This is a genomic window from Devosia ureilytica (genome assembly GCF_024273195.1).
In the GTDB taxonomy this organism is placed as follows: domain Bacteria; phylum Pseudomonadota; class Alphaproteobacteria; order Rhizobiales; family Devosiaceae; genus Devosia; species Devosia ureilytica.
This window is the reverse complement of record NZ_JAMZCU010000003.1, coordinates 1-20,287: the sequence shown is the minus strand read 5'-3', so window position 1 is coordinate 20,287 and position 20,287 is coordinate 1. Positions and strand designations below refer to the sequence as shown.

Here is a 20,287-nt window from a genome sequence, read left to right as displayed (position 1 = left end):
ACTCATGAAATCAATGCGAAGACTGCTTCTGCCATGGCCTTCTCTTCTTTCGGAAGGTCGAGGCTGTCGAGATCAAAACCGTAAGCATCGACCGAAATGTCGCCCATGACGCCGATGTGCTTCAAACCCGATGCGTTGCCGGGCCTCACCTGATGGATGATTAGCGCCTTTGTCGTGCTGTATGAAACGGCATAGGTCACCGCCTGGTTGATGTCTTCGCGCTTTGGCAGATCCTTGTATTTCACGTCGGAGACGACGGTCTTGGCCGTCACATTCGAAGTCACGACAATGTCGGGCTGGGCGTAATGGACCTTGGTGTTTTGAAAAAGGTACTTCCTACGCTCGTTGTTGCCGTCGAAGACGCCGATCTCGTTCGACGCGAATGACTGGAGAACGCGCCGGATGTAACACTCGAACAGGTCGTCGAAGTTGACAACGAAGCTGCGGAGCAGAACGTCGCTGCCCTTCTCCTGGAGCGCGATACCGCCGTTCGACAGGATCAGCACGGCGATCTCAAGCGCTCTGTAGTAGTAGTCCCGCTGCGCCGGCAATAGTCGCCGCTGAATCGCCGCCTTAGCGCCCTGAAGATCGGCGATAGCCATCTCACCGATCGAACCAGGCAACCGGTTAAACACTTCATTGGCCTTTCTGATCAACTCTAGCGACGTCGTAGAGGTGGATCGCAGGCGCTGGAGAAGGAATTGCAGTGCATATTTGATGACCCGGTTCGCCGGAACGTCCGACGTTTGCTCGAAGCGCTGTGCCACCACCCGATGCGGTTGTCCATGGGACCAGTGCTGCTTGAGGCTCGACGAAATGTCTATACGGCCCGACGGATGCGATGTGCTGCGAGCACATCGGAGGTATTCCTTGTGAAGCCCGAGCAGTTCCAGAGGTCTCACGGCGTCGAGCAGGTTCCGTCCGAGGAACTCCATGATGCTGTTCGTCGGACCATCATTTGTAAGATAGAGACGATCAGCAGTTGCCAACGGCGTCAATGAACTGCGTGCGACGTCCAGGACGCGCGCCAGGTTGCGGACCGGTAGTTTTGGGTTGACCTCTATCGTGACTGTGGGCGTCAGCGGAATAAGGCCGATGAATCCACCTGCGGCTATGATTGCCTTCCGTCTTTGGAAGCGGAGGGACAGCAGCCCCCTATCCTCGACCTCGCGGAAGATGGACAACTCGCCGCCGATCATGAGATCGGCAAGGTCAACCTCTATCATTCCTCGCGAATCGACGCTGTAGACGGTTTTGCCGTCTGCCGTTGCGACACTGTGTGGGGTTTCCACGGGCCCGCGTTAACCGTTGCCCGCCGCCTGGGCGACGTTCCCCGGCGGCGGAGTTTCGGCGGCGATGACTGCGGCCAGGCACTTCTGCCAGTGTGCTTCGACGACTTTCTGCGTCTCCGCGTCAAACCGGAAACGCTTCCTCATGGCAAAATCCAACTGTGAGGTCCAAAGCCGCTGGAGCGAGGCGCCGTCCTTGACCGTACGGAAGAACGCGTGCCCGATGTCGATGTGGTTCTGAAGCTCGATGAAGAACTCGACCACCGGGCCCATCGCAGGTCCAGCCATCCCATTTGCCGTGAGGAAGTCGCGCAGTTTGTCGGCGCTGGGCGCTATCCGCACCTTTGCCCATCGGCGCTCCATCGCGGCATCGATCTCGTCGACCGACCGGTCTTCCGGGTTCATCGTGGCCAAGAATATCAAGTTTTTGGGGATACTTACCACGCGGCCCGACGGCAAAAAGAACTCCCTACCACGATGCGATCCTTCCATATACGTCATGGTCTCACCGAGAACTCGCGCCGGGTCCGTTCGGCTGAACTCGTCGATGATCATCACGACAAGGGAGTTCGTTTTCTGCGCGGCTGCCACCATCTGTAATAGGTGCTTATCTACGAGGCGAAACCCACCTGCGTCGCGGTCAGGAACGTAACCCTCCACGAAGTCTTCATACTGATACGACGGATGAAACTGCACCTCGCGGATCAGAGAATCGAAGCCCCCGGTCAATTTCAGTGCGATCTGCCGAGCGTACCATGTCTTACCCGTGCCGGGAGATCCAACGAGCATCACGCCGCCCATCTGGTCCTCGTTCAACAGTCGATAGACTTCGACTAGCACGGGATCATCGTCCGGTATCAGTGACGCTACGAGTGTCTCCGGTGCCTCCTTTGGCGCCTGCATCTGCTTTTGCGCCGGGAGTGAAAGTTTGAACGTCTTCGAGGACGGCACCCGCTTCTCAAGCTCGTCGCGGGATTCCGGCTGGATGCTGGAGATCATCGCGCAGATGATCGTCAAATCCTGCGGCTTGAGGATCTGAACGACCTGAGACGCGTAGTTGTTGATGCCGACGATCGAGGCGTCTGTCAGGAACTGGGTGTAGGTGTCCGGCGCGCTCTTAAGTAGGTCTTCCTTTTTCACCGACTTCGGGAACACAAATACGTTATCGATCGCGATCTCGAAGTTCTTACCGTCGCTGGCCTGCTCTTTCGACGAACAATTGCCAATCGCCCGCACACCCTGATCCCAGGGTGTAGCTACGCCTTTGTTGTTGTTGCTGCCAAGCCAAATAAGGACGATCGAGCCAACCTCAAACTCTTTCGGTACTTGAGCACAAGTCAGCTCAATCGGCGCGGATCTCAACCCCGGCGGAGAACTGTCTATCTGTTCTGAAACTGCCGCGCTCGATGGTCCGAGCCGGACGAATGCTGGACTTGCCAAATTTACTACCCCCAGAGTCACCACCTTCATCTATGGGTGATTCTCCGGCTGCTTGCACGATTTTCTCCAGAGCGACGCTCATCGGCAGAAAAAGAGTGCGTCCAACAACTTTCACGCGGCGCAGAATGCCAGCAGCAGCGTTGGCCGTTAGGAAGTAGCTTTCATCCGGACGCGTCGCATCGAGCGCATCGACGAAGCGGGCGGGCACAATCTTTGACGGCGCCGGTGATGCAGTGCCTTCGATGATCATGTCACGGCAAGCCACGCCGCCGCTCTTCCATTTCCGAACGAACGTGCCGGCGCGGATTTCATCGGCGATCGCTGCGAACGACAGCACGCGCGTAGCGTTTCGAAGTTCCGGCGCTAGCTTCAGAACATCCTCAGGCAAGTCGATCTCTTCAGGGCGCTTCACCGCAGCCGCGACGATCCCGCCGATGCGTTTTGCGATCCAGGCAACTACCGGAACGGCAACGGCGTTGCCGACCGACTTGTAGCGCTCAGAATCGAAACCGCGCGCAGGTTGTGGGACGCTCGCCAACGGAACGGTCCATCCAGCGGGAAAGCCTTGAAGACGCTCGCTCTCAGTAGGTGTCGGCCGTCGAACGGCATCGGGATAGGAAATATATGATCGGCTCCAATCGTTACCGGTGTGCCTCCCCGACGTCGCGGCGACACAATAAGCCAGCTGCGGCACGATAGCGCCTGTGCTATGCTTTGATTGCGTTACGAAACCGGCGCGCTCAGAGCCGCGATCAGCGCTACGCTTCGGTTCAAATAGAGCTTCTGTCGCGCTATGATAGTCGCCCTTCCAGGCGCAAATGAATACGCGAGGTCGTGACTGGGCGACTCCGAAATAGCGTGCGTTCATAACGCGCCAACTGACCGCATAACCGCGTTCGATCAACTCCATTAGGATCACGCCGAAATCGCAACCTTGATGCGAGTTGAGAAGTCCAACCACGTTCTCAAGCAACAGCACCTTCGGGCGCTTTGCTTCGACAAGCCGCATCAAATCGAAAAATAGACTGGTGTGGTTACCCTTCAGGCCATTTCGGCCATGATTGCCGCGAGCAAGCGACACGTCCTGACAGGGGAACCCTGCCGTCCAGACATCAGCATCCGGCATTTCCTCGGGTCTAAGCTTCTTTATATCGGACACGAGTGTTGCCTTTGGCCAGTGCTTCTTCAAGATCGACTGGCAGAACTTATCCAGTTCGCACTGCATCGCGATCTCGCCGCCGGCCATGTCGAATGCATGGTCGAAACCGCCGATGCCGGCAAACAAGGAAATGACCTTCAGTTTACTATTCAGTGTCTTCTGGGGTGATGAACCACCCGACGGTGACTCCGATATTTCGGAGTTCGCGGAAGAGAAACCTGCAGGTCTAACGGCCTTGTTCATAGGTCAAATCTTCCTTGCTGCAAATTTATGGACACTCGCTTTGATTCGCTCTATGGCCCGCTGAAAGTCATTGATGCTGCCCACATCCTGATAGCAGCCAGCGACCGAAAAGAGGCCAAAAACCACAGGGTCGGCTACCGTTTGCATGCTATCGATACTATCGGGCTTTACAGTTCTCATTATCTAAAACCCTCTTCTTGGCAATTTTCATGATGAGAACAATACGAGAACATCGCAGATTCGTCAATGTGTCATCTCAGCGAGAGAGATGCACAAGGTCAATGCCGTGCAAGCCAAATTGTCGTGGAAAAACCAAGATTTAGTTAACCATGTTGATGTGATTGGGACCTTGGAACATGTCGCTTTGTTTCCCAAAACCGCAACGGCATGAGGAACGCATATATCCGCCACGTAAATCCGTAAACGCGCTGGTTGAGGGGGATTGCCCCGAGCCTCGGTTTACAAATGCATGGTGGCCGCTGTGGGACTCGAACCCACACGGGCGATGCCCGAGGCATTTTAAGTGCCTTCCGTCTACCAGTTTCGGCAAGCGGCCTTTTTGTCTTCCCGCACCCTCATAACCCATGCCCGCGACTCATGTCAGCCGCGCGCATCGGGCCTATATCAGGCCTTTATCGGCTCGAACAGGCCTAAGCGCATGATCCGGTTGCGCTTTTCTGCGGACACGTCGGGATTTTAAGTCCCTTGTGTCTACCAATTCCACCACGCCCGCTTGGCTCGGCTGCCCGTGTTTGTCACAAGCAATTCCGCAACACAATTGCGCCCGCGCGATTCTTCCACGGAGGCCCTATGATCGAACGTATCGAAACCGGCATTGCGCCATCCTCGGCGCCTATCAACGATGCTGTGCGCGCCGGCAAGCATTTGTGGCTCGTCGCCATTGCCGAAGATCCCGTCAGCGGCGAGATCGTCGAAGGCGGCATCGAGGCGCAGGCGCGCCGTTGCATCGGCAATCTGGATATTGCCGTCAAGGCGGCCGGCGGCACGCTGCGCAATCTTGTCATGGTGCAGATATTCCTCACCGATAGCGCCGACGCGGCCGGTATGAACAAGGTCTATCGCGAGTATTTCACCGAGCAGCCCTATCCGGTGCGCGCGACTGTGGTGGTCAAGGAGCTGCTGGCCGCGGGCCTCAAAATTGAGATCGCAGCCACGGCGGTGCTGGACTGATGTTGCTCAAGCGCGATCTTCTCGAACTGATCAAGGCCGGCAAGGTCGACCTGATCTTCCGTCGCTGGAACCGCCCAACGGTCAAACCGGGCGGCACGCTCAAGACCAAGGTGGGGCTCTTGGCGATCAAATCGGTCACCGATACGACCCCGGATGCGGTAACCGACGCCGAAGCACAGCGCGCCGGGTTCAAGGACGTTGCCGATTTCCGCCGCTGGCTCGACACGATGAAACAGGGCAGCCTCTTCCAGCGCATCGAGGTGGGGTATATCGGCGCGGCGGACTAGATCAGAATGGCGTTGGCGCTACGAAGCTGGTGAACACTTCTGTCGTCGGGTGGGTGAAGCCCAGTTCGGCGGCATGCAGTTGCAGGCGGTCGGCTGCCAGCAGGTCCTCACCCTCGGCATAAAACGCATCCCCCAGAATCACATGGCCGATGGCCTTCATGTGAACGCGCAACTGATGCGTGCGTCCGGTAAGTGGCACCAGACGCAGCCGCGTCGCGTTGGCCTCGCGCTCTATGACATGCCATTCGGTCTGCGCGGCACGGCCATGATCGTGGTCGACCTTCTGGCGCGGCTTGTTGAGCCAGTCGGTGCCAAGCGGCAAGTCGATCAGTCCGCTGTCCTCCGCAACGATGCCTGAAACGCGGGCAATGTAGCTCTTGGTGGTCTTGCGGTGCTCGAACTGGCTGCCGATACGGCCATGCGCGCGCTTGTTGAGCGCCAGCACCAGGACCCCGGACGTATCCTTGTCGAGCCGGTGGCACATGCCGGCGGTGGGATAGGTCTGGCGCGCCCGGTATTCGATGCAGTCCCATAGACTTGGGTCTTTACCGGGAACGCTGAGCAGGCCAGACTGCTTGTCCACGACCAGAATATCATCATCGACATGAATGATGTTCAGGTACGGTTCAGTCGGTGGAAAGTAGTCGGTGAGTGTGGGCATGGGTCCGGGCATGAGGCCCTGTACCAGAGACCCACGCATTTATCCAATTGCTTGGGGGACAATCGAGCATGTGGGACTTCTCAATTGGTCGGGCCATGGGCCTGATGTTGCGTACCTGGCCGTTCATCGCCTTCCGTATGGTGGTCTATTTCGGCATCGCAGTGGCTTATGTACTGGTCACCGGCGTCGGTGCCGGCATCGGCTGGGGCGTTGGCGCCTTTGGCGATGCCGACTTCCAGGCCAGCACTTCGGTCTGGGGCGGCATTGCCGGCTTCGGGCTGACGGCGGGCGTCATCTACCTTCTGCGCGAATATATCCTCTATGTGGTCAAAGCGGGCCATATTGCCGTGCTGGTCGAACTGCTCGACAACAAGCCCATCCCCGATGGGCGTTCGCAGATCGACTATGCGTCCGGCGTCGTGAAGGAGCGCTTCGCCGAAACCAGCGTGCTCTTCGGCGTCGATCAACTGGTCAAGGGCGTGCTGCGCGCCATTACCGGCATTGTCGAAGGTATCGCGACCATCCTGCCGATCCCCGGTCTGCAGCAGATTGTGGGTCTGGTCCGTGCTTTCCTGCGCATTGCGGTGGGGCTGGTGGACGAGGTGATCCTTGCCTATGCCATTCGCACCCGCGCGACCAACCCGTGGGATTCGGCCAAGACCGCGCTGGTGCTCTACGGGCAGAACTACAAGGTCATGCTCAAGAACGCTGCCTGGCTGACGGTCTTCACTTATGGCCTCGCCTTCATCGTGTTCCTCATCATGCTGGCGCCGGCCGCTGCGCTGGTCTGGATACTGCCCGGCGCGTGGTCGGCGGGTGGCTTCGTCTTCGCCATCCTTTTTGCCTGGGCAGCCAAGGTGGCGCTGATTGAGCCTTTCGCCATTGCCTGCCTGATGGAGGTCTATTTCAAGACTGTCGAAGGTCAGTCGCCCGATCCGGTCTGGGATCAACGGCTGAGTTCGGCGTCCAAGAAGTTCAACCAGCTCAAGGACAAGGCCGCCGGATGGGCAGGTCGCCGCTTTGGTGGAGGCGCGGCTGATACAGGTGTCGCACCAACCGTGTGAGATAAGGCGGGCCGCAAGTTGCGGCCCGCATGCTTTCGCGCTCTGGCTCCCATCCCTGCGGCGGCCTATGCTCGGTCCATGGAAACAACGACCTTCGATACCGCACTGGGGCGCTTTGGCATTGGCTGGACGGACAAGGGTCTGGCCCGCCTGCTCCTGCCAGGTGACGATGAGACGGTCCTGCTGGAACGACTCAATCGCGGTACGACGCAGCCTGGCGAGCCGACCCGGATGATCTCGGCCCTGATGAACAGCATCGAGGACTATGCCGAAGGCGAAGCGGTCGATTTTGCCGATGTGCCGCTCGACCTCGCTGGCGTTCCCGATTTTCACAGTCGTGCCTATGACCTGCTGATCAAGATCGGTTGGGGACAGACGGTCACCTATGGCGATCTGGCCCGGCAACTGGGCGATATCGGCCTGTCGCGGGCGGTTGGGCAGGCCATGGGCGCCAATCCCATCCCGCTGGTCATACCCTGTCACCGCGTGCTTGCCAGCGACGGCAAGCCGGGCGGCTTTTCTGCGCCGGGCGGCACTGCAACCAAGGTCAAAATGCTTGCGTTGGAGGGCGTCAGCATTGGCACCCCCGCTGGGCAAATGACATTTGGGTTCTGATACATGGCCTATGCCTTCAAACAATCCTCGGACGTGCCTGCGCAGGTGCGAGCCATCGCCCTTGAACAGGTCGATGATGCTCTCGGCGTCATCGAGCGGGGCGGCAATTTCGATGAGACGGTCCATGCCGTGCGCCGTAACTGCAAGAAGGTGCGCGGATTGCTGCGCCTCGTACGTCCGTGTTGCGACGACTATGCCGCTGAAAACCAGGCTATCCGTGCGGTGGCCGAGGGGCTGTCAGTGGCCCGCGATGCGGCCGTCATGATCGACAGTTTCGATGCGCTGGTCGGATTTGGTGGTGAGCGCGTGGCCGGCGATGCAGCTGCGGCGGTCCAGTCCCTGCGCCTCAAGTTGGCGGCACGCGAAACCCATCTGCGCCGGCAGATGGGTGAAGACGAACTGCTGCACACCGCGCGTGAGCGGCTGGAAGCGGTGCGGAAGCGCATAAAGACCTGGACGCTCGACGAGCGTGGGTTTGATGTCCTCGCGCCCGGACTTGAGAAGGCCTATGCGAAGTTCCGCAAGGGGCTGGCAAAAATCAAGAAGCAGCCGTCGGACACCGCCGTCCACGAGTGGCGCAAAGCTGCAAAATACCACTGGTATCATGTGCGCTTGCTCAAGCCCGCTGCCCCGCTGGTGCTGGGGCCCTTGGCGGAAGGCCTGGACAGGCTTGGCGATGCCCTCGGTGAGCACAACAACTTTGCGGTGCTGGGTGATTGGATCCGCACCGCCACCCTGGGTGATGAGCAGACTGGGGACGTGCTGCTCGCTCTGGCGGATGGGCGAAAGGCATATCTGCTGGCAGAGGCTTTGACCATGGGCCGACAGTTTTCGGTCGAGCGTCCATCGGCTATGACGGCACGGTTCGAGCATTATTGGGATTTGCTGGTGCGGGAGCGATGAATGGCCATTGAGATCGAGCGCAAATTCCTGGTCAAGGGTGACGACTGGCGCGCATCGTCAACCGGCAGCGCCGCGCTGCGGCAGGGCTATCTGTCAACCAGCGCCAAGGCCACGGTACGCATTCGCATTCTCGACGACAGCCGCGCAGTTCTGACCCTCAAGGGGCCCACCGACGGCATCAGCCGCGCGGAGTTCGAATATGAGGTTCCGCTGGACGAGGGCAGGGCGCTCCTCGAGATGTCTCGGCCCAATGTGGTCGAGAAGCGCCGATATCTCGTGCCCCATGGTGGGCTGACTTGGGAGGTCGACGTTTTCGAAGGTGCGCATGCGGGCCTTGTCATGGCCGAGGTGGAGCTTGCCTCCGCCGATCAATCTGTCGACCTTCCAGCATGGGCGGGTACGGAAGTCAGCCATGACGACCGATATGCCAATGCCAGCCTGTCCCGTAACCCCGGCGTGCCCGCGCTTGACCCTGACGCGGCGTAAGGGACTATTGGCTGGTCTCGCGGAGGATGCGAGATAAATGAAGACCTATACCGTCACTCAATTGGCCCGGCTTGCGGGTGTCTCGGTGCGCACGCTGCACCACTATGACGACGTCGGTCTGCTCAAGCCCGCATTCACCGGCGACAACCGCTATCGCTATTATGGCGAGGAGGAATTGCTGCGCCTGCAGCAGATTCTCATTCACCGCGAACTGGACATCTCCCTGGCCGAGATTGGCGCCATCCTCGATGCGCCGGGCTTCGACCGGCTCGATACACTGCGCCAGCAGCGGGACCGTCTTGAAGAGCAGGCGAAGCGCTACGCCGGCATGGTGAGGACGATTGACCGCACAATCGCCCGTCTCAACGGAGAGTGCAAAATGGACGACAAGGACCTTTATTCCGGCGTGGTCTCGGCCGAAAAGCAGGCTGTCTACGAAGCATGGCTGGTGGATCGATACGGTCCAGACATGGAAACCGATATCGAAGCCAGCCGCAAGGCGGCGACGGCCATGAGCGATGCCGAACGCGCTGCGTGGATGGCCGAACTCAAGACCATAGAGGAGGGGCTGGCCGAAGGTCTGCGCCAGGGTCTTCCGCCACAGGCTGCGGCCCTCGACCCCATGATCGAGCGGCACCGGAGCTGGGTGGCGCGAAGCTGGGGGCGGGAGTGTTCGCCGGAGGCCTATGCGGGCCTTGCCGATATCTACGAGCACCCCGACTTCAGAAAACGCTACGAGGCCATCGCACCCGGCTTTGCCGGCTATCTGGTCTCGGCCATGAAAGCTTGGGCAAGGCGACAAACCCAGTGACCGCTCACTGGGACGGCCAATTTATCTGTTGCGCGGACCGCATTTGGCGCCGATAGAACGGGCATGCCTGTTCATAATCCCCGCCTAGCGCTGGTCCTCGCGACGGGAGGCCTTGTGTGCCTCATCGCCATGTCCGCCGTCATCCATGAAGCCGCGCTGCATGCGACGCTGGGCCAGTTGATATTCTGGCGCAGCGCTATCGCCCTGCCGCCGATCATTGCCTATCTCGCCTTGCGCGGACAGCTGGGAACGTCCATTCGCACCAAGCGGCCGGGAAAGCATCTGGTGCGTGGCCTCCTTGGTTGCGTTGTTATGGCGCTCAATTTCACGGCGCTGGCCTATCTCTCGGTCGGCGTCGCGACTGCGCTCAGCTATCTGACGCCGATATTGTCCATGTTCGCGGCCATGCTGCTGCTCAAGGAGCGAACCGCAATCCTTGTTGTGCTGGGCGTCGTGTTCGGATTTGCCGGCGTGCTGATCATGCTGTTTCCGTCGCTGGTCAGCAGCGAGGTGCGCGATGGCGCGCTGATCGGCATTGCTGCCGGTGTGGGCATGGCGGCGACCAACGCGCTGTCGCGGGTGCAGGTGAAGGACCTCACGCGCACCGACCCGCCGGCCAGCATCGCATTGTCGTTTGGCCTCCTCAGCACATTGCTGGGCGCAGCTTCGATTGTGTTGGGCTGGGTGCCGCTGGATGGGCAGACGCAGCTGCTGTTGATCGGCGCTGGCCTGCTAGGTGGCTTTGGTCATGTGATGATGATGGAAGCGGTGGCGCGGGCGCCAGTGTCGCTGCTGGCGGGCTATGAATATACCGGAATCCTCTGGGCGTTCATGTTCGACGTCCTGCTGCTCGGTATACACCTCGACATCTGGAAGGTGGTGGGCGCTGCGGTGATCGTTGCGGCAGCGCTGCTCGTTGCCATCGGTCAAGGGACATTCCGGCGCACGATTACCGCGACCGCCGGCAGCGCCTGAGGCGTTCGGATCGAATCCGCCAGTGCGGACGTTGGGTCCCAAAGACCTGACGATGAGTGCACGCATGGACGACGGACTGGCGCCAACTTTGCTCTACTGGATTTCGCGAGCCATAGAGTGGTGCGGAATTTTGGTCATTGTCGGAGGCTTGCTGTTCGGCTCCATCCGATTCTTGCACACGGTCTTGCTCGGCAATGCGGACGAAACGAGCTTTCGTCGCTATCGCGCCGACGCTGGTCGGGGGATTCTACTGGGGCTCGAATTCCTGGTTGCTGCCGATATCATTGCGACCGTCGCCATTGAACCCAGTTTGCAGAGCCTGGCGGTTCTGGCCGGAATCATAGCGATCCGCACCTTCCTCAGTCTTTCGCTCGAGGTGGAAGTCTCCGGCCGCTGGCCCTGGCAGCAGCCGCATGCCGAGGTCAGGGAGCGCCAGGAAACCAAGTGATTTGGCTCATTGCCAGCGTTTGAAGGTCTTGAGGTGGTTCAGGGCGCCGGTCACGGTCCTGACGATTTTGTCGACGCTGTCGGTTACTGGAACTTTCAATACGTTTTCGGTCGCGGCATCGGGCACTTCAAGCGTAGCGAACTGACTGTCGAGGAGGCTTGTCGGCATATATTCGTGACTGCGCTTGGCCATGCGCTCGCCGATCACGGCGCGACTGCCGTCGAGGTAGACGAACAGAACCGGTTCGCCCGCCTTGTCGGTGATGAAATCGCGGTAGGAGCGCTTGAGCGCCGAGCAGGCGCCGACGGCGACGCCCTTCTTCTCCGCAGCGGACTTGAGCGCAGCGGAAAGCGCCTCAAGCCAGGGCCAGCGATCCTCGTCGGTCAGGGGCACGCCGTTCCGCATTTTCTCGACATTGGCCTCGGGGTGGTAGCCGTCGCCATCAAGAAACGGCGCATGCAGCGCCCGGCCCAGAGCTGCACCGACGGTGGACTTGCCCGAGGAACTGACGCCCATCACGATGATGATGCGGGCCGGTTCAGACAACTGCGGTGAAGGCGCCGTCGACATAGAGAATGTGTCCGTTCACGAAACTGGAAGCATCAGAAGCGAGGAAAATGGCGGCGGGTCCGAGTTCTTCCACCTCGCCCCAGCGGCCCATAGGGGTGCGCTGCTTGACCCAGCCATCAAAGCTGGCGTCGGCCATCAGCGTCTTGTTGAGGTCGGTCTTGAAGTAGCCGGGAGCGATTGCGTTGATATGCAGGCCGCGTGGCGCCCAGTCGGCGGCCATCCCGCGCGTCAGGTTGGCAATGGCAGCCTTGGCGGCGCCATAGGGGGCCGCTGTGGGCCGGGCATGATTGGTCAGGATCGAACAGATATTGATGATCTTGCCGCGCCCGCGCTCGAGCATGTGTTGGGCTACGGCCCGGCTGACAGAGAAGGTCGAGACGACATGGGTGCTCAGCATGGCCTCGAAATTTTCGTGGCTATAGGTCTCAAGCGATCCACGGATCTGGATGCCGGCATTGTTGATCAGAATGTCGATGGGCCCGAGTTCGGCTTCGATATGAGCAATCGCGCCGCCCACGCTATCCGGGCTGGTCACGTCGAAGGCGACGGCGCTGACGTCGGCGCCGGTTTGTGCCAGGTCGGCGGCAGCAGCGCCCAGCGCCACATTGTCTCGTGCATTGAGGACGATGGACGCACCAGCGCCGGCCAATGCCCTGGCCATGGCGAACCCGAGACCTCGGCTCGAGCCTGTTATCAGTGCGCGACGTCCTGTCAGATCAAATAGCGAAGCCTTGGTGTTCATGCTTGGCGTGACCTCTCCCCGTGGCACCGTCAAGCGGTGTTAGTGGAGCAAGGCCTTGCATGCAAGGCGGGGAGGGGCGCCATGCCGCTGGAATGTGACACGTAGGTCGTTGCCGTTCAGCTTCGGTGCAGGGTGATCGGGCTGTTTAACGATCAGGCCAATATGCCCAAAAGGCAGAAGGGCCGGCAAAAACTTTAAAGCCATTCAAGGCTCTCGCCGGGCGTGGGCTGGACATTGGTGACACCTGATCGGCTTGATCTTCCATACAAGGTGTGCGATCTGGCCGAAAATTGTGCAATCCGCCCTTTCTTCGAGGAGCAGATTGTGGTCATTTCCCGCCGCGTGCCGTGCCCTCCCGCATGGGATGAAAGCGCAAGATCTTGAGAAGGACTGTTTGTATGTCGACAGCGGATATCGGCCTTATCGGCCTGGCGGTCATGGGTTCCAACCTTGCCCTCAACATCGCCGAGAAGGGCTATACTGTTGCCGTTCACAATCGTTCGGCGGGGCGTGTCGACGAGCACATGGCCGATGCCAAGGCGCAGGGCCTGGATGGCAATACCATCCCCAAATATGACCTTGCCGATTTTGTGCAGACGGTGAAGGCACCGCGCTCGATCATCATCATGGTCAAGGCCGGCCAGCCGGTCGACGACATGATCGAGCAGTTGTTGCCGCATCTGGAAGCCGGCGACGCCATCATCGAATGCGGCAATTCGCTGTTCACCGACACGCAGCGCCGCTTCGACTATTTGAAGCCCAAGAAGATCGGCTATCTCGGCGTCGGCGTGTCTGGCGGCGAAGAGGGTGCGCGCCATGGCCCTTCGATCATGGTCGGCGGCTCGGAAGAGCAGTGGCACAATGCCGAAGCGGTGCTGACCGCGATTGCGGCAAAGTTCGATGGCGAAAGCTGCTGCGCGTATCTGGGCGAAGGTGGTGCCGGTCACTTCGTAAAGACCATCCACAATGGCATTGAATATGGCGACATGCAGATGATCGCCGAAGTCTATGGCGTCATGCGCGATGGGCTCGGGATGTCGGCCAAAGAATGCGCAGACGTCTTCAAGGAGTGGAATAACGGGCCGCTCAATTCCTATCTCATCGAGATTACCGGGCATGTCCTGGATGCTGTTGATGCCGAGACCAGCAAGCCGCTGGTTGAGCTGATTCTCGACAAGGCCGGCCAGAAGGGCACGGGCGTCTGGTCCGCCATCGTCGCCCAGCAGATGGGCGTGCCTGCCACCGCCATCGAGGGCGCCGTTGCAGCTCGCTCGATCTCCTCGCGCAAGGCCGAGCGCGTGGCCGCCGAGGCGATCTATGGCAAGCCGGATCGCCAAAAGACCGATGTCACCCTTGCCGATCTCGAAAAGGCGCTGCTGGCAGGCAAGATCGTTTCCTACGCGCAGGGCTTTGCTGTCATTGCCAAGGCTTCGGAAGAAAACGGCTGGGCGCTGCCGCTGGCCACCATCGCCAAGATCTGGCGTGCTGGCTGCATCATCCGCTCGCGTTTCCTCGATCAGATGAGCTCGGCCTATGCCAAGGGCGAGGCCACCAACCTGCTCGTCGTGCCGGACTTCGTGACCATCATGAAGGATAGCCACCCAAGCCTCAGGAAGGTCGTGGCCGCCGCCGCCATGGGTGAGTTCCCGATGGTGTGTCTGTCGGCAGCACTGAGCTATTTCGACAGCTACCGCCAGGCACGCGGCACGGCCAATCTTATCCAGGGGCAGCGCGACTTCTTCGGCGCCCATGGCTTCGAGATCGAAGGCCGCGGCAGCGACCTCCACGGCACCTGGCCATCAACACTGGGCAAGTAAGCAATAAACTGCCTATTGAAAGCCCCGCCTCGGTGGGGCTTTTTGCATTCAGAGCGCGCGGAACATGACAAAACTGTCCACATAGCCGTGCAGCGGATGCCTGAATGCCTGGGGCAGCGTGCCGACGATCTGGAACCCCAGCTTCTGCCACAGGGCCACGGCGCCCTCGTTGGTCGACACCACGTGGTTGAACTGCATGGCCCGAAAGCCGCGTTCCCGGGCGCGGTCGAGCGAATGCAGGCACATGGTTCTGGCGACGCCCTGGCCGCGTGCTTCAGGCGAAGTCATGTAGCCGCAATTCGCGACATGGGCGCCGCCGCCGCGCTGGTTGTGCATCAGGTAATAGGTGCCGACGACCTGCCCATCGAGCTCGGCCACGAACACCTTATGGGCCGGCATCATCCAATAGGCGTGCAGGCCTGCATCATCGAGGTTGGTGTCGATGGCATAGGTCTCGCCGGCAGCCAGCACCGGCTTGATGATGTCAAGGATCGAGGGCCAGTCGGCGTCAGTGGCGGGGCGGATCGAGAGTGTCATCGTCGTCTTCAAGTGGCGCCACGCGGACCTGGCCTGGAGCTGGTATTTCGGGGGCGTGCGGATGGTCGGCGACACTGGGCCGGCGGCCGAGTTCAAAACGCCAGGCGGCTATGGCGAACACGATCAGCGCCAGCACCACGGCTATTCCGCAGGCAATGAAAGGCGCGCCGGGGAAGTAATGCCCTGAGGCCGGAGAGCTTGTGTAATAGGAAAAGATCTGGGTGGCGGCGAGCGGGCCGATGATCGTGGCCAGAGAACTGGCCGCGTTGACGGCGCCCTGCAATTCGCCTTGGCTGTTGTCGGGGACCTGGCGTGAGAGTACGCCGTTGATGGCCGGAGGGGCGAGGCCGCTGACCGTGCCAACGGCGATGAAGAGATAGAGCTGATAGATATCGGCCGAAAAAGCGATGCCGGCAAAGGCAATGGCTGCGGCCGTCAAACCGATCATGCCAACCGCCGGTTCGCCCATGCCCTTGGACAGAGGTCCGGCTAGGACCGCCTGGCTGAAGGCAAAACCGATCCCGAAAGCGCCGAGTGTGCGACCGATGGAGGATGAGGAAAAGTCAAACACCTCGACGGTGAAATAGCTGAAGATCGTGGGGAGCGCCTGCGTCGCCAATTGCAGGAAAAACAGCACGGCCAGCAGCCACAGCACCGATGAATATTGCCGCAGTGCCATCACCGCGCCCAGCGGATTGGCGCGACGGATGCTGAATTTGCGACGATTGGACTTGGGCAGGCTCTCGGGCAGCACGAACAGGCCAAAGAGGAAATTGGCAAAGGCGAGGCCGGCCGCGGCAAAAAATGGAACGCGTGGACCGAATTCGCCCAGTTCGCCGCCGACCACCGGGCCGATGATGAAGCCTAGCCCGAAGGCAGCGCCGATCAGGCCGAAGCGATGGGTGCGCTTATGGGGCGGGGTGATATCGGCCATATAGGCAGTGGCAGTCGCCAGCGCGGCCCCGGCGATACCAGCAATGATGCGGCCAACGAACAGATACCAGACGAAGGGCGCAATCGACATCATCAGGTAGTCGAAGGTCAGCCCCAGCAGCGAGAGCAGCAGCACAGGGCGGCGACCAAACCTGTCGGAAAGATTGCCCAGCACCGGCGAAAACACGAACTGCATGAAGGCATAGGCAAACACCAGGTAGCCACCGATCACCGCGGCCTGGGCGACGCTGCCGCCGGTCAGGTCTTCGAGCAATTCCGGCAATACCGGCACAATTATCCCCACCCCGATCATATCGATCAGAATGGTGATCAGGATGCAGGTGAGTGTCAGACGGGAACGGGTCGCAGCTTGCATGCGGTGGCTTTTACCTTTTTTGTCCCACCTGGATGGTGCGATGCAATTGACACGGCGCGCCCCGACAAGGCAAGCGCGCAGCGATTGAACTGGCGTTGGCGGGCTAGTCCCGCGCTTCGGGTCCTTCACCCACGTCGTGGGAGTAGATCCAAGCCAGTCGCTTCAGGTGCGCCCTTGGCCCTTGTTGGCGCATGACCAGGTCGCGCGCCATGCTCAGGGGCCATGGCATATGAAAGATGCGGCCATTCTCCGCCGAAAGTGCGGCAACGCGCCGGGTTCGCGGCTGGCGCAGTTTCGCATAGCTGGAAAAGGCTGTTTCGGCGGATTCGGTTCCGACAAGAAGTGGCGCGAGTGTCGCTGCGTCCTCGATGCCCATGGCCGCGCCCTGCGCCTGGAATGGCACCATGGCGTGTGCCGCATCGCCGATGATGCCGACATTGCCGCGATGCCAGAGCGCCGTGTCCACCGTATACATGGGCCAGGCCGTCCAGCCTTCTCCAGCGGCAGCCAATATGGCTCCGACGCGCGGGCCGGGCCTGCGAGGGCGAGGCTGGGCACTGGCCTCGGGCGTCTTGCCGGGCATGAACAGCGCCAGGTTGACCTGACCACGATGGGGCAGCGGATAGCACACCAGGTGGAAGCCCTGGCCAAAAAAGACCGAAACCCGATCGGCAGCGATCTGGCCGGAAAGCTGGTCAAATGTCACCAGCGCCCGCCAGGCAATCCGGTTGCGAAATTCGGCCCGTGGCCCATCAAGCAAGACCTGACGGGTTTGGGAATGGACCCCATCGGCACCAATGAAGGCATTGGCGCGGGTGGTTCGGCTCTGGCCGTTGGCCTCGTCGATGGCGACCGTCACGCCGCGGGCATGGGATGCCACATCCCAGCCCCGGACGCCGAACAGCAGGTCAATATTGGCAAAGCGACGGCAGGCTTTGTAAAGCAGGTCGGCAAGGTCTGCCCGGTGCATCACGGCATAGGGCGCGCCAAAGCGCTCGGACATGATAGCGCCCAGTTCCATGCTCAGCAGCGGCTTCTGTGCGCCTTGCGGATAGATGTCGAGCGCCTGCGGTTCGAGGCTCACCCGATCCAGTGCATCGCTGAGGCCAAGCCGGTTGAGCACATGGCGGGCATTGGGGCTGATCTGTAGCCCTGCGCCGAATTCCTGTACCGTAGGATTGCGCTCAAGCACCACCACCGTCGCGCCAAACTTGGCCAGCGCGAGCGCCAGGGTCATGCCGGCAATGCCGGCTCCGGCGATGACATAGGTGCGGCCCGTGGCGGGCATGGTAAAACTCAGGCGGCGTCGACCTGGAAGATCGCGGAAGCAGGATTGGCGTGACCGGCACCCAATTCACCCTTGTAGACAAAAAGGGTCGAGCAATAGGGGCAGACGATTTCGCTATCCTTGCCCATATCGAGATAGACATGCGGATGATCGAACGGCGGCAGGGCCCCGACGCATTGGAATTCCTTGGATCCGATCTCGATGCTGCGCAGGCCTTGGGTGTTGTGGAAATGCGGGGTCGAGCCGTGAGCCATGGGAAAACCTGAATGGTGTTTTGATTTGGCGCGACCATAGCCAAAGCCCCAAGGCAAGAAAAGGGCAAAGGGACGCTTGATTTTGTGCGCCGAAGCCGCAAAACCCGGACCAACCTGCAAAGAGGATGCCTCATGCCCAGTTTCACCACCTCTGGCCTGTCACTCGCCTATGAAGTGGCCGGAGAGGGCCCGCCGGTGCTGCTTGTCCACGGGTTTGCGTCCAGTGGTAAGGTCAATTGGGTCGATACCGGCTGGGTGGAGACGCTGACCGGGGCCGGCTATATGGCAATCACGCTGGACAATAGAGGGCATGGACAGTCCGACAAGCCGCATGATCCCGAGCTCTATTATCCGACACAGATGGCCGAGGACGCCCTGGCCCTGCTTGATCACCTCAAGATCGAGCGCACCGCCGTTATCGGCTATTCGATGGGCGCTCGAATCACCGCCTTTTTGGCCTTTGCGCATCCCGAACGGGTTGCTTGCGTGGTGTTCGGGGGCATGGGGCTCAATCTCATCAACGGCCTGGCCGACGGCAATGACATCATTGCCGGGTTGCGCGCACCGGCGTTGGCCGATTTGACCCACCCGACCGCTCGGCAGTTCCGTATTTTTGCCGATCATACGGGGTCGGACCGGGAGGCTCTGGCCGCCTGCATGGAAACCTCCCGACAGCCGATGGCGCGGGCGGACGTGCGTCGCATCCATGTGCCGGCGCTGGTGGCCATCGGCAGCGAGGACGAGATGGCCGGAAGCCCAGGGCCGCTGGTGGAACTTATGCTGCAGGGCGAGGCTTTAGTGATTCCCAAGCGCGACCACATGCGTGCGACGGGTGACAAGGTTTTCAAGGCCGCGACGCTGGAGTTCTTCGGTCGCACTTATCCAACCATACCGGTTTCGTGAACCAATGACCCAGCTTTGACTTTGAAACGGGAAACGAACTGCCTTATATCGTCAGTTATCGATGAAGCGGAGAATTGCGCAATGAGCGGCAATGCGAAGAAGTCGGCCCAGATCCAGGCAGTCGATCCGGTCTGGGAGGCAGTCCGAGCCGGCGCGCAACAGACACTTGATAGCGAGCCCGCGCTTGGCAATCTGGTGCTGTCCACGGTTCTCAATCACGACAGCTTCGAAGAGGCACTGGCCCATCGCCTCGCCGCCCGTCTCGACCACGAGGATGTCTCGGCCGACATGATCCGTCAGTCGTTTGCCGAAACCCTGCGCGATAATCCCGAAATTGGCCAGGCGGCGCGCGTCGACCTGGCGGCAACGCTTGAGCGTGATCCGGCCTGCCATCGGGCAGTCGAGCCATTGCTTTACTTCAAGGGCTATCAGGCCATTCAGACGCACCGCTTTGCGCACGCCATGCACAAGGCCGGGCGGCGCGATTTCGCACTCTATCTCCAGAGCCGGTCGAGCCAGGTGTTCCAGGTGGACATCAATCCTGCCGTGCCGATGGGCAAGGGGATCATGCTCGACCACGGCACAGGGCTGGTGATTGGAGAGACGGCTGTCGTTGGGGACAATGTCTCTATGCTTCAGAATGTTACCCTGGGTGGCACGGGCAAGGCCGACCAGGATCGGCACCCCAAGATTGGCAATGGCGTGTTGATTGGCGCCGGCGCCAAGGTGCTGGGCAATATCAGGGTTGGCGAGTGCTCACGCGTGGGCGCCGGCTCGGTGGTGCTCAAGGAAGTGCCACCACACACCACGGTTGCCGGCGTTCCGGCCAAAGTCATTGGCGCAGCCGGATGCGCCCAGCCAGCGCTGGTCATGGACCAGATGGTGCTGGTGCACGAGGGTGCCAAGTAGCCTCTTAGCAAGGCCCTCCGGTCCGTTGTTCCCGCTAAATTGCCCGGTGCAGGGGTTGCCAGCGCCGGGCGAGACACTAGATTGCCGCCTCAACGCAATCAGCAGGACACGCCCAAGTGAACCATCCCGAAATCATCAAGCTGCAGAAATTCCTGCAGCAGAAGTTCAACAACCGCAATATCGATGTCCGCCCACGTGCCAAGCTCAATGACTCGGTGGAAGTGTTCATCGGTGAAGAATCGATCGGACTGATCCATCTCGACGACGAAGATGGCGACAAGTCCTACATGTTCTCCATGTCGATCCTCGACATCGATCTCGAAGACCTGGACTAGGGTCTGTACCCAATTAGCGGATTCCCGTTGGTTTCGTGATGTGATTCAAGT

The 20,287-nt window shown here is 60.4% G+C and carries 23 protein-coding genes and 1 tRNA gene; 13 read left to right on the top strand and 11 right to left on the bottom strand.

Annotation, left to right across the window (positions count from 1 at the left end; genetic code table 11):
* Window positions 1-2 precede the first annotated feature (2 nt).
* The 4 genes from NIM87_RS07930 to NIM87_RS07915 form a co-directional block, all read right to left on the bottom strand.
* Entirely contained in the window at window positions 3-1,292 is a 1,290-nt protein-coding gene (locus NIM87_RS07930) for an McrC family protein (RefSeq protein ID WP_254674116.1), read from the bottom strand.
* A gap of 9 nt (window positions 1,293-1,301) precedes the next feature.
* Complete coding sequence (locus tag NIM87_RS18725; RefSeq protein ID WP_254674115.1) at window positions 1,302-2,525, bottom strand: McrB family protein; 1,224 nt, start codon at window positions 2,523-2,525, stop codon at window positions 1,302-1,304.
* A gap of 106 nt (window positions 2,526-2,631) precedes the next feature.
* On the bottom strand, window positions 2,632-4,131 hold the full coding sequence (locus NIM87_RS07920) for a DNA cytosine methyltransferase (RefSeq protein ID WP_254674114.1): 1,500 nt from the start codon (window positions 4,129-4,131) through the stop codon (window positions 2,632-2,634).
* Between the two features lie 470 nt (window positions 4,132-4,601).
* A tRNA-Leu gene (locus NIM87_RS07915) sits at window positions 4,602-4,687 on the bottom strand.
* A gap of 254 nt (window positions 4,688-4,941) precedes the next feature.
* Here NIM87_RS07915 and NIM87_RS07910 point away from each other — a divergent pair.
* Together NIM87_RS07910 and NIM87_RS07905 are read left to right on the top strand one after the other, a co-directional pair.
* Complete coding sequence (locus NIM87_RS07910) at window positions 4,942-5,322, top strand: RidA family protein (protein WP_254674113.1); 381 nt, start codon at window positions 4,942-4,944, stop codon at window positions 5,320-5,322.
* The gene (locus tag NIM87_RS07905; RefSeq protein WP_254674112.1) at window positions 5,322-5,609 is read left to right on the top strand and encodes an ASCH domain-containing protein; all 288 of its coding nucleotides are present in this window, start codon (window positions 5,322-5,324) and stop codon (window positions 5,607-5,609) included. The genes NIM87_RS07910 and NIM87_RS07905 overlap by 1 nt, the downstream gene beginning before the upstream one ends.
* A 1-nt stretch (window position 5,610) precedes the next feature.
* Here the strand turns inward: NIM87_RS07905 and NIM87_RS07900 are convergent, their stop codons facing one another.
* Window positions 5,611-6,270: an RluA family pseudouridine synthase gene (locus tag NIM87_RS07900; protein ID WP_254674111.1), complete on the bottom strand. Its 660-nt coding sequence runs from the start codon at window positions 6,268-6,270 to the stop codon at window positions 5,611-5,613.
* 68 nt (window positions 6,271-6,338) lie between these two features.
* On the opposite strand from NIM87_RS07900, the gene NIM87_RS07895 reads away from it, so the two are divergent.
* The 7 genes from NIM87_RS07895 (at window position 6,339) to NIM87_RS07865 (ending at window position 11,572) form a co-directional block, all read left to right on the top strand.
* Window positions 6,339-7,334, top strand: coding sequence for a hypothetical protein (locus NIM87_RS07895; protein ID WP_254674110.1), 996 nt, complete (start codon window positions 6,339-6,341; stop codon window positions 7,332-7,334).
* Between the two features lie 78 nt (window positions 7,335-7,412).
* Window positions 7,413-7,949, top strand: coding sequence for a methylated-DNA--[protein]-cysteine S-methyltransferase (locus NIM87_RS07890; protein WP_254674109.1), 537 nt, complete (start codon window positions 7,413-7,415; stop codon window positions 7,947-7,949).
* A 3-nt stretch (window positions 7,950-7,952) separates the two neighbouring features.
* A complete protein-coding gene (locus NIM87_RS07885; RefSeq protein WP_254674108.1) occupies window positions 7,953-8,852 on the top strand; it encodes a CHAD domain-containing protein in 900 nt (299 codons plus the stop codon).
* Window positions 8,853-9,338 carry a CYTH domain-containing protein gene (locus NIM87_RS07880; RefSeq protein ID WP_254674107.1) on the top strand — a complete coding sequence of 162 codons (486 nt, stop codon included), beginning with the start codon at window positions 8,853-8,855 and terminating at the stop codon, window positions 9,336-9,338.
* A 37-nt stretch (window positions 9,339-9,375) separates the two neighbouring features.
* Window positions 9,376-10,149, top strand: a complete 774-nt coding sequence (locus tag NIM87_RS07875; RefSeq protein ID WP_254674106.1) for a MerR family transcriptional regulator — start codon at window positions 9,376-9,378, stop codon at window positions 10,147-10,149.
* Window positions 10,150-10,212: 63 nt separating this feature from the next.
* Window positions 10,213-11,124, top strand: a complete 912-nt coding sequence (locus NIM87_RS07870; protein ID WP_254674105.1) for a DMT family transporter — start codon at window positions 10,213-10,215, stop codon at window positions 11,122-11,124.
* A 64-nt stretch (window positions 11,125-11,188) separates the two neighbouring features.
* Entirely contained in the window at window positions 11,189-11,572 is a 384-nt protein-coding gene (locus NIM87_RS07865; RefSeq protein WP_254674104.1) for a DUF1622 domain-containing protein, read from the top strand.
* 6 nt (window positions 11,573-11,578) lie between these two features.
* Here the strand turns inward: NIM87_RS07865 and NIM87_RS07860 are convergent, their stop codons facing one another.
* Together NIM87_RS07860 and NIM87_RS07855 are read right to left on the bottom strand one after the other, a co-directional pair.
* Entirely contained in the window at window positions 11,579-12,142 is a 564-nt protein-coding gene (locus NIM87_RS07860) for a gluconokinase (protein WP_254674103.1), read from the bottom strand.
* Window positions 12,111-12,884, bottom strand: coding sequence for an SDR family oxidoreductase (locus tag NIM87_RS07855; protein WP_254674102.1), 774 nt, complete (start codon window positions 12,882-12,884; stop codon window positions 12,111-12,113). Before NIM87_RS07855 ends, NIM87_RS07860 begins: the two co-directional genes overlap by 32 nt.
* A gap of 398 nt (window positions 12,885-13,282) precedes the next feature.
* On the opposite strand from NIM87_RS07855, the gene gndA reads away from it, so the two are divergent.
* A complete protein-coding gene (gene gndA / locus NIM87_RS07850) occupies window positions 13,283-14,701 on the top strand; it encodes an NADP-dependent phosphogluconate dehydrogenase (RefSeq protein WP_254674101.1) in 1,419 nt (472 codons plus the stop codon).
* Window positions 14,702-14,749: 48 nt separating this feature from the next.
* Here the strand turns inward: gndA and NIM87_RS07845 are convergent, their stop codons facing one another.
* The 4 genes from NIM87_RS07845 to NIM87_RS07830 all read right to left on the bottom strand — a co-directional run bounded on the left by NIM87_RS07845 (window position 14,750) and on the right by NIM87_RS07830 (window position 18,089).
* The gene (locus tag NIM87_RS07845; RefSeq protein WP_254674100.1) at window positions 14,750-15,238 is read right to left on the bottom strand and encodes a GNAT family N-acetyltransferase; all 489 of its coding nucleotides are present in this window, start codon (window positions 15,236-15,238) and stop codon (window positions 14,750-14,752) included.
* Window positions 15,210-16,547, bottom strand: coding sequence for a TCR/Tet family MFS transporter (locus NIM87_RS07840; protein ID WP_254674099.1), 1,338 nt, complete (start codon window positions 16,545-16,547; stop codon window positions 15,210-15,212). Before NIM87_RS07840 ends, NIM87_RS07845 begins: the two co-directional genes overlap by 29 nt.
* A gap of 103 nt (window positions 16,548-16,650) precedes the next feature.
* A complete protein-coding gene (locus NIM87_RS07835; RefSeq protein WP_254674098.1) occupies window positions 16,651-17,835 on the bottom strand; it encodes an FAD-dependent monooxygenase in 1,185 nt (394 codons plus the stop codon).
* Between the two features lie 8 nt (window positions 17,836-17,843).
* Window positions 17,844-18,089, bottom strand: coding sequence for a zinc-finger domain-containing protein (locus NIM87_RS07830; protein ID WP_254674097.1), 246 nt, complete (start codon window positions 18,087-18,089; stop codon window positions 17,844-17,846).
* 132 nt (window positions 18,090-18,221) lie between these two features.
* On the opposite strand from NIM87_RS07830, the gene NIM87_RS07825 reads away from it, so the two are divergent.
* The 3 genes from NIM87_RS07825 (at window position 18,222) to NIM87_RS07815 (ending at window position 20,236) form a co-directional block, all read left to right on the top strand.
* A complete protein-coding gene (locus NIM87_RS07825; protein ID WP_254674096.1) occupies window positions 18,222-18,992 on the top strand; it encodes an alpha/beta fold hydrolase in 771 nt (256 codons plus the stop codon).
* 81 nt (window positions 18,993-19,073) lie between these two features.
* On the top strand, window positions 19,074-19,901 hold the full coding sequence (gene cysE / locus NIM87_RS07820; RefSeq protein ID WP_254674095.1) for a serine O-acetyltransferase: 828 nt from the start codon (window positions 19,074-19,076) through the stop codon (window positions 19,899-19,901).
* Between the two features lie 116 nt (window positions 19,902-20,017).
* Complete coding sequence (locus NIM87_RS07815; RefSeq protein WP_254674094.1) at window positions 20,018-20,236, top strand: DUF3126 family protein; 219 nt, start codon at window positions 20,018-20,020, stop codon at window positions 20,234-20,236.
* Window positions 20,237-20,287 lie beyond the last annotated feature (51 nt).

Bases quoted from the DNA above. Each gene is read 5' to 3' on its own strand.
- NIM87_RS07920 (WP_254674114.1), bottom strand. From the start codon at position 4,131: ATGAACAAGGCCGTTAGACCTGCAGGTTTCTCTTCCGCGAACTCCGAA.
- NIM87_RS07910 (WP_254674113.1), top strand. From the start codon at position 4,942: ATGATCGAACGTATCGAAACCGGCATTGCGCCATCCTCGGCGCCTATC.
- NIM87_RS07905 (WP_254674112.1), top strand. From the start codon at position 5,322: ATGTTGCTCAAGCGCGATCTTCTCGAACTGATCAAGGCCGGCAAGGTC.
- NIM87_RS07900 (WP_254674111.1), bottom strand. From the start codon at position 6,270: ATGCCCACACTCACCGACTACTTTCCACCGACTGAACCGTACCTGAAC.
- NIM87_RS07895 (WP_254674110.1), top strand. From the start codon at position 6,339: ATGTGGGACTTCTCAATTGGTCGGGCCATGGGCCTGATGTTGCGTACC.
- NIM87_RS07890 (WP_254674109.1), top strand. From the start codon at position 7,413: ATGGAAACAACGACCTTCGATACCGCACTGGGGCGCTTTGGCATTGGC.
- NIM87_RS07885 (WP_254674108.1), top strand. From the start codon at position 7,953: ATGGCCTATGCCTTCAAACAATCCTCGGACGTGCCTGCGCAGGTGCGA.
- NIM87_RS07880 (WP_254674107.1), top strand. From the start codon at position 8,853: ATGGCCATTGAGATCGAGCGCAAATTCCTGGTCAAGGGTGACGACTGG.
- NIM87_RS07875 (WP_254674106.1), top strand. From the start codon at position 9,376: ATGAAGACCTATACCGTCACTCAATTGGCCCGGCTTGCGGGTGTCTCG.
- NIM87_RS07870 (WP_254674105.1), top strand. From the start codon at position 10,213: ATGCCTGTTCATAATCCCCGCCTAGCGCTGGTCCTCGCGACGGGAGGC.
- NIM87_RS07865 (WP_254674104.1), top strand. From the start codon at position 11,189: ATGGACGACGGACTGGCGCCAACTTTGCTCTACTGGATTTCGCGAGCC.
- NIM87_RS07860 (WP_254674103.1), bottom strand. From the start codon at position 12,142: ATGTCGACGGCGCCTTCACCGCAGTTGTCTGAACCGGCCCGCATCATC.
- NIM87_RS07855 (WP_254674102.1), bottom strand. From the start codon at position 12,884: ATGAACACCAAGGCTTCGCTATTTGATCTGACAGGACGTCGCGCACTG.
- gndA (WP_254674101.1), top strand. From the start codon at position 13,283: ATGTCGACAGCGGATATCGGCCTTATCGGCCTGGCGGTCATGGGTTCC.
- NIM87_RS07845 (WP_254674100.1), bottom strand. From the start codon at position 15,238: ATGACACTCTCGATCCGCCCCGCCACTGACGCCGACTGGCCCTCGATC.
- NIM87_RS07840 (WP_254674099.1), bottom strand. From the start codon at position 16,547: ATGCAAGCTGCGACCCGTTCCCGTCTGACACTCACCTGCATCCTGATC.
- NIM87_RS07835 (WP_254674098.1), bottom strand. From the start codon at position 17,835: ATGCCCGCCACGGGCCGCACCTATGTCATCGCCGGAGCCGGCATTGCC.
- NIM87_RS07830 (WP_254674097.1), bottom strand. From the start codon at position 18,089: ATGGCTCACGGCTCGACCCCGCATTTCCACAACACCCAAGGCCTGCGC.
- NIM87_RS07825 (WP_254674096.1), top strand. From the start codon at position 18,222: ATGCCCAGTTTCACCACCTCTGGCCTGTCACTCGCCTATGAAGTGGCC.
- cysE (WP_254674095.1), top strand. From the start codon at position 19,074: ATGAGCGGCAATGCGAAGAAGTCGGCCCAGATCCAGGCAGTCGATCCG.